This is a genomic window from Streptosporangium sp. NPDC005286 (genome assembly GCF_040607515.1).
In the GTDB taxonomy this organism is placed as follows: Bacteria; Actinomycetota; Actinomycetes; order Streptosporangiales; family Streptosporangiaceae; genus Streptosporangium.
On sequence record NZ_JBEXGU010000018.1, the window covers coordinates 1 to 12809 of the forward strand.

Below are 12809 nucleotides of genomic sequence, written 5' to 3' on the forward strand. Positions count from 1 at the left end.
GGCCCCCTGCCCCGCGAGGCCGGTGTCACGACGGTGCGGTGACCCGGAACATGTAAGCAGCCGAACACCTCCTCAAGGTGCGACAGCTCGACTCCGCTTCCGTGACCACGTGGCGCCCGCCTCGTCCTTCCCGGTCAGCCGGACCTGCCCCGGCGCCAGTAGGCGCTCACCGCTCGGGCCGCCCGGCAGGGTCGCGTCATACGCGGCACGCCGGGCTCAGCTCCCGATGATCCGCTCGACCAGCTCGGGTACCCACTCGACGTACTCCACTTCCGGCCCGCCGGCGTGGCGGGCGTAGAGGAACCGCCCGGTGGGGCTCGTGCTCATCGCGGTGGTGATCTCGGCGCCGTGCGCCTCCAGGGCGCGGACCTGCTCATCGAGGTCGGAGACGATGACGGTCGCCGAGGCATGGGCGTACCTCGCTCGCTCCTGCTGCGGTCCGGCCACGATGAGGAGGTCGCCGATGGCGGCCAGCTCGACGCCGTCGAAGGCGAACCGCAGGTCGGGTTCGGCCCCGACCATCTCCCGCAACAGGGGCAGAGCGCGGTCGAGGTCGTCGGCCCACAGGCGGCCATAGGTCTTCAGGATCGTCATGGGACCTCTCCCGGTCGGCGGGCCTTCCGGCCACACTCTCTTGTAGTTACCCGGTAACCGTAGAAGAGTGTGCGTTGACGTGGAAGAACGCACTTTTTGGAAAGGGAGGCACCTCGCGGTGACCGAGCAGCTCAGCCCCGTGCCGCACCGGGCGGACCTGACCCGTGCCGACTCGCTGGCACGCGAGATCTTCATCGGGATCGCCAACAAGTGGGCCCTGCTGATCGTCAACGTGATGGGCGAGCGCACGTTGCGCTTCACTGAGCTGCGCGCCGAGATCGAGGGCATCAGCCACAAGATGCTGACCCAGACGTTGCGCGGACTGGAACGCGACGGGCTCGTGGACCGGGTGGTCCACCCGACGGTTCCCCCGCGCGTGGAGTACACCCTGACCGCCGCGGGCCTGGAACTGCGGGACACCGTCAACGGCATCTGCGGCTGGACCCGCCGGCATCTGGACCACATCGAGCAGGCCCGCCGCCGCTACGACGCCACAGCCCGGCGGTGACCTTCGGACAGCGGGCGACCGCCGCGGAACTCAGCTGCTGTGATCATAGGTCGCGGTCAGGGAGGAGCTTGACCTTGACGCGGCGTCAACGTCTGTAATGCAGGTATGCGAATCGGAGAGGTCGCGGCGCTGGTCGGCATCACCACCCGCGCCGTACGCCATTACCACCACCAGGGACTGCTGCCAGAACCGCCGCGGCGGCCCAACGGCTACCGCGTGTACGGCCTGCGGGACGCGGTCGAGCTGGCACGGATACGGCGGCTCACCGAACTCGGCCTGGCCCTTGAGGAGGTACGCGACGTCCTGGCCGACGACCGGGGCCGTGACCTGCACGAGGTGCTCGTCGAACTGGACGCCGACCTCGCCCGCCAGGAGCGGGCGATCCAGGAGCGCCGGTCCCGGCTGGCGGTGCTGCTGGAAAAGGCCTCCTGTGCCGAGCTCGACCCCGACGACGTGGTCTCCCCCGGGCTGGCCGGGTTGTTCGGCGCGATGTCGACCTCGGCGGCCGAGCTGCCGGAACCCGCGCTGGCGGCCTGGGACCGCGAACTGCTCGCGCTGATGGACACGGCAGCCACTCCCGAGGATCGGGAGCGGCTGTTCGCCGCCATGCGGCCGATGGCCGCCGACCCCGGCGCCGTGGCCCGCTCCTACGAGCTCTACCGCAGGCTCGGCGAGCTGACCGAGGCGACCGCCGACGATCCGCGGATCCCCTCGCTGACCGCCGAGTTCGCCGACCACATCCCGGCCGACCTGCTGACCCTCCTCAGCTCCGATCTCCCGGGGGCCTCCACCGATCCACTCGGGGCGGCCTTCCTGGCGGATCTTCCCCCGGCCCAGGCCGAGGTCGTACGCACGACGCTGCGGCTTCTCAGCGGGCGGTTGTCCTGACTTCCTCCCCGCGGCCGCAGCCCGGGGTCTCCACGCTGGAGGTATTCAGATGAAGCGGCTGGTCCGCGCGATCGCCTACGCGGTGCTCCCCGCGGAGATGGCCCTGGTGGTGTGCCTGGTCGCGGGCGTCCCCATCCCGATGCCGGTGATCGTGGTGGCCGAGGTGGCCGTCGCCACTCTCGTCGGGGTGGAGACGTTCCTGCTGACCGGGGCGTTCAGGAGGCACCGGTCAGCGGGCCTGACGGCCGCCGAGGCGGCCGGGGCGGCGCTGCGGGAGCTGGTTCCCGAGCCGGTCCTGCGGTTGACGGCGCATGAGGCGAGAGCCGCGGCGAGCATCGGATATCTGGTCGCCGGGCGGCGGCAGGGGGTCCGCGGCGACGCCGTCGCGATCGGCTACGCCCGCGAGCAGACCCCCATGATGGTCATCCTGCTCGTGGTGTGCGTGATCGAGACGGTGGTTCTGGCCATCCTGCTGCCCTGGCCCGTCGTCCACGCGGTCGTGCTGGTCCTGGACGTGTACGCCGTGGTCACCATGCTGGCGATGACGGCCGCCGGCATCATCCGGCCCCATGTCGCCGCCCCGGGCGAGCTCAGGCTCCGCTGGGGTGCCCTGTTCGACCTCCGCGTGCCGATGGCACTGGTCGAGTCCGTACGGGTGGACCGGCGCTACGACCACGAAGGTCTCCTGCGGGTGACCGGCGACGAACTCTCCCTGGCGGTGTCGTCCCAGACGAACCTGGTCGTCGACCTGGCGGAGCCGGTGACCGCGGTGCGCCCGCTGGGAGCCGTCGTCACGGCCCGGCGCCTCCGCTGCTACGCCGACGACCCGGACGCCGCCGTCGCCGCGATCGGCCGGGCCCGTGACGGAGCACGGGCGACCGCATCGGTGCCCGGACTTCCTGCCCACCCTGACCGGCTGCCTCTGATCTCCTCGGCGGGACCGGCTCAGCACCCGCCCCGCACCGCCCGATCGGGCTGAATGCACGAGACAGAACACCTAGCCCGTCCTCCGAGAGCGGATCAGGCCGAGTTCGGTCAGGTCGTCGGACCAGAGCCAGCCCGCCTCCTTGGCGATCCTGACCGCCTCCACGCGCGTGCGGGCGTCGACCTTGGTGAGGATCCGCGCCAGGTAGTTGCGTACCGTGCCGCCGGACAGGCAGAGCCGGTCGGCGATCTCGCCGACCGGTGCGCCCTCGGCCGCGGCCTGCAGGACCTCCAGCTCGCGCGGGGTGAGCGGGTTCGGCTTCGCGTTGAGGGTGGCGACGGCCAGCTCGGGGTCGACGACCTGCTGGCCGGCGGCCACCCGGCGTACGCAGTCGGCGAGCTGGCTCGCCGGGGTGTCCTTGACGACGAAACCGCGTGCCCCCGCGTCCAGCGCGCGGTGCAGCGCGGCCGGGGTCGCGAGCCCGGTCAGGATCACCGTGGCGCACTCGGGGAGCCTTCTGTGCAGTTCCGCCGCGGCGGTGAGGCCGTCGGTGCCGGGCAGGCCGATGTCGAGGAGTGCGACGTCCGGCCGGTGCTGCAGGCAGGAGCGGACCACCTCGTCGCCGTGACCGACCTCTCCCACGACCTTGATGTCGTCCTCGGTGGAGAGCAGGGCGACCATGGCCCCCCGGACCAGGTGCATGTCCTCGGCGATCAGGACGCTGATCATGGGTTGTCTCCCCCGTCGTTTCGCGGTGCGCTCGTGCCTGGCCCGGGGCCACTACCCACACGCGAGGAGACTACCCACAGAATTCAGCCGATTACTGCGTACCAGCGTTAAACACCGAAAAGCCTGACATGAGGTTATCGTCCTTACGAGGGAAGATTGCCGTCACCGGCTCCATCTGGGCCACGCTCCGTGGACTATGTAATGGCGTGAACATATAACCCGAATAAGTGCCGACTGTTTAGCACCCCCGTCGGGTTGTCCTCCGCCGACGCCTCATAATGGCCTCGCCCATTGACCTCTGCCCCTTTGAGGGTGTTCACGGACGCGGTGTGCGAGCATCCGGATCCCATCCTCGTCGGCAAGCCGATATGCCGACGACCACGGCCGCGGCCCGGTGACCGGTTCGCACGACGACTCCGTCCGGCTCCGCGTGATCGGCACCCCCACCGTGGTCAAGCGCGTATGCGGCACCACCGGCATGGCCATGACGCGGCTGTACATGCCTGACATCGGCTACCCGCCGCCCTGCCCGGCCCGCTGGGCGGAGATCCCGGCGGCGTCAGACCGGGGCGACGGTGTGGTGTTCCAGCAGGACGTCGGTCAGCAGGTAGCCGCCGCAGATCAGGTGGGCCAGCGGGTGGGCCCGTATCTCCCGGTAGTGGGTGGCGATCCGGAACGCGGCCGCGACCGGGGTGGCGGCGCTCGTCCACAGCGGTCTGTGCCGGCCGGTGGAGGCCGGGACGACCCACCAGAAACGGCAGGCGTCGTCGAGGCGGGCGACCAGCCCGTAGTAGACGGAGACGACTATCTTGCCGGATGGCAGGCGGTGGACGTCCGCCGGGATGTTGTGGGCTCGCGCCAGCAGGGCCGCCAGTTCACGGGCCCGGAGTTCGGCTGGGTGCGGCGCGAGGTCTTCGGGGGGTGTGTGATCAACGGTCACGCTCGCGAGACTAGAGATCATGGGATGCCCACCTCAACGGTGTTGCGCGATGTTGCGAGTTCACTTCTCGCCCAACGCGGCGGCCGCGGCCCGCAACAGGGCGCGGGCCTCCTGCCCGTAGGCCGCGGCACCGCTCAGCGCCCGGAACGCCTTCTCGTACACGCCCACGTCGCTCGGGGCCTTGTGCTGGATCTGGCCCGGCACGGTGTCGACGCGGACCCGGTTGGCGTCGTATATCCAGAAGTTCTCCGGCGGCATGAGCGGCGGCCTGATCGTCGCGGGGACGATGCCGAAGGACACGTTCGCGACGCCCGAGGTCAGCTCCGCCAGCCGGTCGAGCTGGGCGGCCATCTCCGCCGGGCCGACCAGCGGGGTGCGGAGTGCCTGCTCGCCGACGACGAACGCGAACCGCTTGCTCCCGTTGCGCAGGATCTCCTGTTGCCTCAGCCTCGCCGCGACCGCGGCGTCGATGTCATCGGGGATGCCGCGGAAGTCGATGATGGCGCGCAGGTGGCCGCGGGCGTAGTCACCGGTCTGGAGCAGGCCGGGGACGGCCGAATGCTGCCAGACGCGGAACTGGTGGGTCCTGTCGTACAGCGGCTGGAAGGAGCGCTGCACGTGGCCGAGGCCGCTCTCCTCAAGGCGGCGCCAGTCGGTGTACATGGCGTCGATGTTCTGGGCGGCCGCGATCAGGTCGACCACCTGCTCGTCCGCGTCGCAGGCCTCGCACCACGTCCGGATGTCGGCCTGGTTGGGCATCTGGACCGCGTTCTCGATCTTTGAGATCTTGGTGTGGTCCAGGCCGGTCTTGGCCGCCAGCGCTCGCCCGGTCAGCCCGGCGTCGGCGCGAAGCGCCCTGAGCCTGGCGGCGAGAATGCCTTTGGCCTCGTCGATGCGTGCTGTGGAGGTCGCCATCTCCGTCACCTCGTCACCGCGGGGGGGTTGATCCTCCGACCGTACGTCGGATGTTGCGATCTGTCCTGAAAGTTGCGAATAGTTGCGGAATGCTGATGGGCGCGCTCCCGCTCCGTTATCCGGAAAGCCTGCGACAGGCCGTGCGAGGTCGGTGAGAGACCTACGATTGGCCGTCCCACCTGCGCTTTCCGCTGATGCGGGTCGGGGATGTCGGGCGCAAGCCTTACGGTAGGGCGCGTGCCAGAGACGAACCATGAGCTCACGCTCGACTCGGCCCTCACCGAGGAGGCCGTGCTCTCGACCTACCGCCGCATGTTCGCGGCGCTCGCCCGCGACAGCGGCGCGGTGGTGGACGACCCCGCGCTGGTCGACATCGCCGAGACCCTGTTCGCGGCGTTCGCCGAGGCCGGCGAGGAGTGGCTGACCCACGAGCAGATGCGCAACGTCTGCCGGGCCTATCCGCTCGACCGGTTCGAGAACCGGCTCCGGGTCCTGCGAGGCCTCGGCGCGATCCGCGAGGTGTTTCCCAAGCCCAACCAGCTCCGCTACCGCGCGTCGTTCACCAGCGTGGTGGGGCTGATGTTCATCCGCCGGATGATGGACGACGGCGGCCAGTCGGAGATGCACCGGCTGCTCGCGCTCGAAGACCTCAACGTGGCCGACCCCCGCACGACGATGGAGGAGGCCCGCGCCAGCGCTCAGAACCTCTCGCGCGCCTTCCGGCTCTGGGCCCTGGAGCTGATCACGCTGACCGGCGGCACCATCGAGGAGTTGCGCGAGCAGGCCCCCAAGCTGTGGGGCACCGAGGAGATCGCCCGGCGGGCGCAGAACCTGCACGGCACCATCCTCACCCGCTGGCCCGACCTCGACCGCACCTGTACCGAGCTGCGCGCCGCGATCTACTCCTACAGCGACGCCTCGCGCCGTGCCGCCGGGCGTCTGGCCGACTCCGCGGGCACGACGAGGAACCTGACGCTGCTCCCCGCGGAGCTCTGGCGCACCTTCGCGCAGACCGCGAGCAAGGAGCGGCTGGCCTCGGTGCTCGACGGCTTCGTCTTCGACGCCCCCGCCCCCTGGCACGATCCGGCGGCGATCGTCAGGGCCGTGGACGAGAGCCCTCGCCCGGCACCCGCCCAGCCCACTCCCCCGCGCTCGGCCCTGCCCGACACCGGCCCCGCCGACACCCACGACCCCGCCACCGACGGCCTCGACCACCTGACCACCGTGGCCGAGGCCGCCCTCGCCGGGCGCTCCACCGCCCGGCTGGAGGAGTTGCTCACCGCCGACGGCGAGTGGGTCTCCGCCCGCCGTCTGCTGGCCGACCTCGTCTCGGCCGACCTGCGCCCCGACTCCCCCTATCGCCTGCGCTGGTCCGACGGCCTCACCGCCACCCCTGGCGCCGAACCCGCCTGGCTCTCTCACGGCCGCCTGGAAAGGACCGGCGGTGTCGGCTGATCCGCGGCACGTACCGGCCCCGGCGACCGAACCGGCGAGCAGCGGCCCCGAGACACCCGAGTACCCGCTGACGACCGGGGAGGCCGGCGCCGAGACGCACCCGCGGCCCCCGGAAACCGGGCTTGAACCGTCCGCGACGGCACACGTCCGTACCACCGAGGCGTACGCGCGGACCTCGGAGGCCGAACCGTCCGTGACGGCACATGTCCGGGCCAGGTCGGGCGGACCTCTCGCGCTCCATGCCGGGCAGGCGGCTCCGGCGGGGATGGCACGGCTGGGTCGCGGTGACGGAACGGGCATGGCGCTGCCGGTCTGGCCCGACGGGGCGACCCCTTCGCTCCTGGAGGAGTACCAGGTCGCACCGGTCCCGGTGGAACGATCCGGCGAGACCCGGCGGGTGCTGGCCGCGGCGCTGCGCTGCTGCTGGAGCGACCTGACCGCCGACCCGTGGCCCGGCACCCCCGCCCCGGTGGACGACGTGCTGTCGACATACCGTGCCCTGATCGGGCGCGGCGACGACCTGATGCGCAACTGGGCGATCGGCGCGCTGCGCCGCCTGCACGACTCGGCCTGGCTGGAGGTCGCAGACGGGTTCGTCCGGCTCGGCCCCCGGTGCGCGTCCTGGCCCCCCGCGTCCCACGCCCAGCTGCGGGAGCTGATGCGCCGCCTGCCCACCGCGGAGGAGACCCCGGGCGGCACGGAGGTGCTCCCGGTCATCGATGACGGCCCTGACGGCGCCGCTGAGGACGCTGAGGCGGGGGCGAGCGTCACGATTCCCGACGAGGTGGACACCGATCTGCTCGGCCCGTTCGACGAGCGTCGCAGGGCCGAGATCGTGGCGGCGTTCATGGCGGTGGAGCACACGGCCGAGCCGGTGCACGAGGCCCGCTTCTCCGCGCTGCGCGACCCGGTGCTGCGCCGCACGCTCACCGAGATGCTGGAGCGCCGCGGCCGGGTCCTGATCCACGACCGCGAGTCGTGGATCTCCGGCTACGCGGCCGGGACACTCGGCGCGGGCACGGCCTCAGGAGCGGGCACGGCTTCGGGAACGGGCACGGCTTCGGGAACGGGCACGGTGTCGCAGGCGGGCTCGACGTTGGACGAGGCCGAGCGGGCGGTGCTGGTACTGGTGCTGATCCACTCGGTGGCGATTCCCAGGGCCGACGGCCTGCTGCCCACCGACAGCTGGCTCTCGCCGTTCCCGGCCCAGATCGACGAGTTGCGGCGGCATACCAAGCTGCCGATCGGCGAGCTGGAGGCCGCACTGCGCACCCTGCGTCACGCGGGTCTGGTGACCCAGGTGAAGGCGGGCGAGGAGGCCGGGGGGTACGTGCCGGGGCCGCAGTTCCACCGGCTGACCCCGCAGGCCAGGCGGCGCCTGCAGGAGGAACTGATCCTCGCGGCGGGGCCGCACACCCCGCTGGCCGCGGCCGTACGGGCCAACCGGCGGTGATCGGGAGTGGAGCGACCACACCACGCGATGAGTCGACCCCGGTGGGGGGTACCGAGGACCCGGCGCTCCCGGAATCGGGAACGGGACGGAAGAAAGGAACGACGGGGTTGACCGACCAGCGGAACCAGGCCGCGAAGAGTTCACGGGGGAGCCGCGCGAAAGCCGCCGACACCGGAACGGGCACGGGCGAAGCCGTCCAGGCCGGAGCCGGGAACATCTCGGCCAGGGGCAGCCGGGGTGCGAACCCCCGGCCCGGGGACGTGCCGGCCAGGGGCGGCCGGGCCGCGACCGCTCCGGCCGGGGACGTGCCGGCCGGAGGGAGCCGGGCCGCGAGAGCCGAGACCTCCGAGGCCTCTGCCGGGACGCAGGCGAGTCTGGTCCCCGTGGAGATCCGTGCCACCGCTCCGACCGAGAACGTGGTGGGTGACCGGGTGCTGGTCGCCGTACAGCCGGTCAACATCTCCCGGCTCTCGACCCACCCGGTGCCGACCGTGCCGGGCACGCTGATCGTGGTCGCGGGCGCCGGTCCGAAGGACTCCAACGGCGCGGGCAAGTCGTCGTTCATCGCGATGATCACAGCGCTGCTCGGAGACGAGCAGTGGCGTTTCGCCTCGGGCGCCAAGTCGGTGTCGGAGCTGCTGTTCAACGCCGAACTCGCCGCGGGCGGCGGCGGCCGGACCTGGGCCAGCGCCGACCACGGCTACATCGTCGGTGTCTTCGCGCCGGCCGGCTCCGTGCACACGGGCTCCATGGACCCCGGCCTTCCGGACGCCGCCCCCTCGGACGGTGGCTCTCTGGACGCCGACCCGGCGCGCACCGGTTCCCTGGACGACGCGGTGACCGTGTGGCTGCGGGTCAACCAGGAGGCCCCGCACCTGGAGATCAGGTGGGCCCCGGGAGTGCACCTGGCGTCGGCGGCCTCGGAGGCGGAGCGGGTGACGCGAGCCGACGCGCTGTGGGCGGCGCTGCCCCGCTCGGCGGGACGACGTGACGTGGTGGCGCGCGACCTGACCAGGTTCCTGTACGGCGACCGGGTCAGGTGCGTGTCGTTCCTGTCCACCTCGGTACGGAGCAAGGTCGCCACCAACCTGCTCTCCCAGCCGCTCAACGAGATCTCCCCGGAGCGGGTCTTCGAGGCGATCGCCGCGCTGACCGGCCTGGACGCCGAGCTCGACCAGGAGCGGGAGGCCCGCCGCGACGAGCACGCCAGGCGGGTGCGCGCGACGCGGGCCATGGAGCTGCTGCGGGAGTTCGAGGACGAGTCCCGTACGCTCCTGGAGACCTTCGACCGGCGCGACCGTGCCCGCGTCCGGCTGGCCGAGGCGATGCGCCGCTGGCGGGGACGGCTGGCGCGCAGGCTCGCCGACGCGGGGCAGCGGGACGAGGCGCTGGCGGTGGAGCTGGAGCGGGCCGGCGCGGCGGCCGAGCGCGCCACGGAGGCGATCGGCGAGATCAGGGCGGAGATCGCCACGCTCAAGGACGACACGCTGGAGCGCGGTCTGGCCGAGGCTCGCAGGGAGCTGGCCACCCTGCAGGCACGCGCCGCGAAGCTGGACGCCGACCGAGCGGTGGCGGAGAACTCGGTGGACGACCTGCGCGGCTGGATTCCCGGGCTTGAGGAGCAGCGTCGGCTGGCCGACGGGCGCGACGTGACGGCGGCGGGCGCGGAGCTGGCCGAGGCCAGGACGCGATTGAACGAGGCGCTGAAAGCACTGGGCGTGGCCGACCGCGAGGTCGAGGGGGCGAAGGCGGCGCTGGACGACGCCGAGGGCGGACCGGCCGCGGCCCAGCTCAACGCGCTCGCCGAGGCGGGCGTCGGAGCGACCGGCCTGCTCGACGCGATCGACGTCGCCGAGCAGGCCCGCGAGGACGAGGCCGGGCGGAAAGCAGCCGCGCTGGGATCTCGCGGGTGGCCGCACGAGCACGCGGTGATCGTCGACGCGGCCGATCTGGAGGCCGCGTCGCGGGCGCTGAACGCGCTGCCCGGCTCGGTGCTGGTCAGCGCGGCGGGAGTCACCGTCGTGGGGTCGTTCGAGGTGGCCGTCACCGGCAGGGAGGCCCGGATCAAGGCCGCCGAGCAGCGGCTGCACCGGGCGCGCGACACGCAGGAGAGCGCCGCGGCGGCCGTACGGGCTGCCGAGGACGCCGTGGCCGAGGCTGGCAGGCGGCTGGAGGGGGCCAAGGCGTCGGTGCAACTGGCCGACATCGAGCGGCGGCTGGCCGAGCGGCGGAACACGCTCGGTGAGCTGACCGAGGCACTGGCCGAGGTCGCGCCGAAGGTGGGCGAGGCCGAGCGCCGGGCGAGCACGCTGGACTTCCGCGCCCGTACCAGGAGCATGGAGGTCGAGCGCCTGGAGGGCCGCAGGGCCGGGCACGAGTCCGACCGCGACCAGGCCACCGGGCAGGCGGCGAGAATCACCGCCGACCGCGAGGCGCTCAGGCTTGACGCGCTGGCCGGCGACTGGGGCGGCACCGTCGACGGTGCCCGCGAGTGGCTGGGGGCCCTGGACGAGCAGGAGCGCCCGCTGACGGCCGAGGAGTGGTGGCGGGCCGCCGAGCGCCGCCTGGACGAGGCGCTGCGCGACACCTTCCCCGGCGAGGACGAGGAGATGCCCGAGGAACTGCGCTTCCTGGTCAGGGAGCGGACCGCGCCCGGCGCCGGGCGCACCGCCCGCGAGCAGGCGACGTTCCCCGGCGTGTGCTCGGCGCTCGCGTCCTACCTGCGCGGCCAGGAGGAGTACGAACGGCACCGGCGCCGCCAGATCGAGACGCAGATCACCACCCGGCAGCGTGACCTGACGGCCGCCGCCAAGGGTGCCGAGGAGGCCGCGCAGTCCACCGCCGTGCACCGGGCCGCGCTGACCGCCGCGATCAAGGCGCGGCTGACCCGGGTGGCCGAGGAGTTCGACAGGCTCGACACTTCCTACGGAGGCTACGGCGCGACGCTGGAGTTCCCCGTGCCGCCCGCGCCCGCCGACCCCGAGCAGCGCTGGGCGTGGCGGGTGACGCCCAAGTGGCGCAGGGGCGAGGGGCAGGGGTTCGTGCCGTACAACCGGCGGGCCAACACCGCGCTGATGGACGAGAAGGCGGTGAAACTGGTCTGCGCGGCGGCGATCGCGTCCTCCGGTGGCGGGCACCTGTGCCTGGTCCTCGACGAGCTGGGCCGCAACCTCGGCAAGGAGCATCGCAGGGAGGCCGTGGCGCTGTTCCGCCGGATCGGCGAGACGTACGGGATCACGGTGATCGGCGCGCTCCAGGACGACATGGAACCCTACGCCGTCGACGCCTGCGGCCAGTACGTCAAGCTGCGCCGCTCCTCCGACGCCATGCCGTACAACGAGCCACCGGTCGTCATCGGCCACGACCGGAACGCCGAGCGGGTGCGCGCCCTGGCTTCCGCGGTGAGCAGGTGAGCGGGTGAGCGGGGAAGACCAAAGAGCGGGTTGAGCCGGAAGACCGGAAAGCGGGAGGACCGGTGAGCGGGGTGAGCCGATGTTCACCGGTCCGGTGTGACCGCGGGCCGACCTCTCCCTCGTGCCGCTACGCGGGAGGGCTCACCACGCTGCGCATCGTGAGCTCCGCGTCCTGGAGGGAAAGGGAGACCCGTACGGAACCCAGTTCGGAGGTCCGCGAGACATGCGTCCCGCCGCAGGGGATGCGCGCCTCGCCTTCGGGCAGCGAACAGTGCCACATCCGCCGCGCGGACAGGGATGGGGACGGGCTGTCCACCGTGATCGGCGCATCGGCCGCGATCCACTCGCCGAGCTGGTCGTCGATCCGCCGGGTGAGTTCCGCGAGGTCGAGGCCCTCGGCGTCGAATCCCTTTCTCCGCAGCGACTTGCCCAGGCGGTAGACGTCGTCACTGCCGTGTTCCACGATCCGTGACGTGGTGATCGCCGCCTGGTCGAAGTCGGGCCGGCCGAGCGAGTCGGGCGTCACCTCCTTGCGCCACCGGTCGGCCAGCGCCGCGTTGAGGGCCAGCGCGGCGAGGTGACACGCGCTGTGCCCCGCGGAGAGCGCCGACCGGTACGCCTCGTCGACGACCAGCTCGGCGTCCCCGGCGATCGGCTCCTTCAGCACGTGGACCACGAGCCATTGCCAGCCGTCGGCGCCGCGGCGTACCGGGATCTCCTCCCCCAGGTAGAGCCGCTCGCCGTCCGACGCGCCGGTCACGCAGTCGACGACCGGCAGCCCGTTCACGGTCCCCCGGTCGGCGGGCTGGTCGGGCCAGGTGTGGTCCAGGGGATGGAACGGTGTCTGCGCCGTCACCACGCCGTAGCCGCCGCTCACCGGTGTGGCCGAGACCACCCGCGAGACCCCGTGGACGTCGCCGCGTGGATAGGTGACCTGTGTGTCCATAGCTGATCTTTGGTTCCCATCGTTCCGTGTCATTCCGCAAGCG

General features: G+C 72.2%; 11 protein-coding genes. 6 read left to right on the forward strand and 5 right to left on the reverse strand.

Annotated elements, in window-relative coordinates; all coding sequences use genetic code 11:
• Window positions 1–216: 216 nt before the first annotated feature.
• Window positions 217–594 carry a glyoxalase/bleomycin resistance/dioxygenase family protein gene (locus tag ABZU75_RS09575; RefSeq protein ID WP_030907873.1) on the reverse strand — a complete coding sequence of 126 codons (378 nt, stop codon included), beginning with the start codon at window positions 592–594 and terminating at the stop codon, window positions 217–219.
• Window positions 595–712: 118 nt separating this feature from the next.
• Here ABZU75_RS09575 and ABZU75_RS09580 point away from each other — a divergent pair, with 118 nt between their 5' ends.
• The 3 genes from ABZU75_RS09580 to ABZU75_RS09590 all read left to right on the forward strand — a co-directional run bounded on the left by ABZU75_RS09580 (window position 713) and on the right by ABZU75_RS09590 (window position 2969).
• Entirely contained in the window at window positions 713–1102 is a 390-nt protein-coding gene (locus tag ABZU75_RS09580; protein ID WP_355551298.1) for a helix-turn-helix domain-containing protein, read from the forward strand.
• A gap of 105 nt (window positions 1103–1207) precedes the next feature.
• Window positions 1208–1990 carry a MerR family transcriptional regulator gene (locus tag ABZU75_RS09585; protein ID WP_355551300.1) on the forward strand — a complete coding sequence of 261 codons (783 nt, stop codon included), beginning with the start codon at window positions 1208–1210 and terminating at the stop codon, window positions 1988–1990.
• Between the two features lie 49 nt (window positions 1991–2039).
• On the forward strand, window positions 2040–2969 hold the full coding sequence (locus ABZU75_RS09590) for a hypothetical protein (RefSeq protein ID WP_355551302.1): 930 nt from the start codon (window positions 2040–2042) through the stop codon (window positions 2967–2969).
• 18 nt (window positions 2970–2987) lie between these two features.
• On the opposite strand, the gene ABZU75_RS09595 is transcribed toward ABZU75_RS09590, so the two are convergent.
• From ABZU75_RS09595 to ABZU75_RS09605, 3 genes are all read right to left on the reverse strand, one after another.
• The gene (locus ABZU75_RS09595) at window positions 2988–3644 is read right to left on the reverse strand and encodes a response regulator transcription factor (protein ID WP_355551304.1); all 657 of its coding nucleotides are present in this window, start codon (window positions 3642–3644) and stop codon (window positions 2988–2990) included.
• 559 nt (window positions 3645–4203) lie between these two features.
• Window positions 4204–4584: a hypothetical protein gene (locus ABZU75_RS09600; RefSeq protein ID WP_350960161.1), complete on the reverse strand. Its 381-nt coding sequence runs from the start codon at window positions 4582–4584 to the stop codon at window positions 4204–4206.
• A 60-nt stretch (window positions 4585–4644) separates the two neighbouring features.
• Window positions 4645–5499 carry a helix-turn-helix transcriptional regulator gene (locus ABZU75_RS09605; protein ID WP_350960159.1) on the reverse strand — a complete coding sequence of 285 codons (855 nt, stop codon included), beginning with the start codon at window positions 5497–5499 and terminating at the stop codon, window positions 4645–4647.
• A gap of 237 nt (window positions 5500–5736) precedes the next feature.
• On the opposite strand from ABZU75_RS09605, the gene ABZU75_RS09610 reads away from it, so the two are divergent.
• The 3 genes from ABZU75_RS09610 (at window position 5737) to ABZU75_RS09620 (ending at window position 11820) form a co-directional block, all read left to right on the forward strand.
• Window positions 5737–6954, forward strand: coding sequence for a hypothetical protein (locus tag ABZU75_RS09610; protein WP_355551307.1), 1218 nt, complete (start codon window positions 5737–5739; stop codon window positions 6952–6954).
• Window positions 6944–8407: a hypothetical protein gene (locus ABZU75_RS09615; RefSeq protein WP_355551309.1), complete on the forward strand. Its 1464-nt coding sequence runs from the start codon at window positions 6944–6946 to the stop codon at window positions 8405–8407. The genes ABZU75_RS09610 and ABZU75_RS09615 overlap by 11 nt, the downstream gene beginning before the upstream one ends.
• Window positions 8408–8514: 107 nt before the next feature.
• Window positions 8515–11820: a chromosome partitioning protein ParA gene (locus ABZU75_RS09620; protein ID WP_355551311.1), complete on the forward strand. Its 3306-nt coding sequence runs from the start codon at window positions 8515–8517 to the stop codon at window positions 11818–11820.
• A gap of 127 nt (window positions 11821–11947) precedes the next feature.
• On the opposite strand, the gene ABZU75_RS09625 is transcribed toward ABZU75_RS09620, so the two are convergent.
• Window positions 11948–12766: a metal-dependent hydrolase gene (locus ABZU75_RS09625; protein ID WP_350916647.1), complete on the reverse strand. Its 819-nt coding sequence runs from the start codon at window positions 12764–12766 to the stop codon at window positions 11948–11950.
• Window positions 12767–12809: the final 43 nt, after the last annotated feature.

Bases quoted from the DNA above. Each gene is read 5' to 3' on its own strand.
- ABZU75_RS09575 (WP_030907873.1), bottom strand. From the start codon at position 594: ATGACGATCCTGAAGACCTATGGCCGCCTGTGGGCCGACGACCTCGAC.
- ABZU75_RS09585 (WP_355551300.1), top strand. From the start codon at position 1,208: ATGCGAATCGGAGAGGTCGCGGCGCTGGTCGGCATCACCACCCGCGCC.
- ABZU75_RS09590 (WP_355551302.1), top strand. From the start codon at position 2,040: ATGAAGCGGCTGGTCCGCGCGATCGCCTACGCGGTGCTCCCCGCGGAG.
- ABZU75_RS09595 (WP_355551304.1), bottom strand. From the start codon at position 3,644: ATGATCAGCGTCCTGATCGCCGAGGACATGCACCTGGTCCGGGGGGCC.
- ABZU75_RS09605 (WP_350960159.1), bottom strand. From the start codon at position 5,499: ATGGCGACCTCCACAGCACGCATCGACGAGGCCAAAGGCATTCTCGCC.
- ABZU75_RS09625 (WP_350916647.1), bottom strand. From the start codon at position 12,766: ATGGACACACAGGTCACCTATCCACGCGGCGACGTCCACGGGGTCTCG.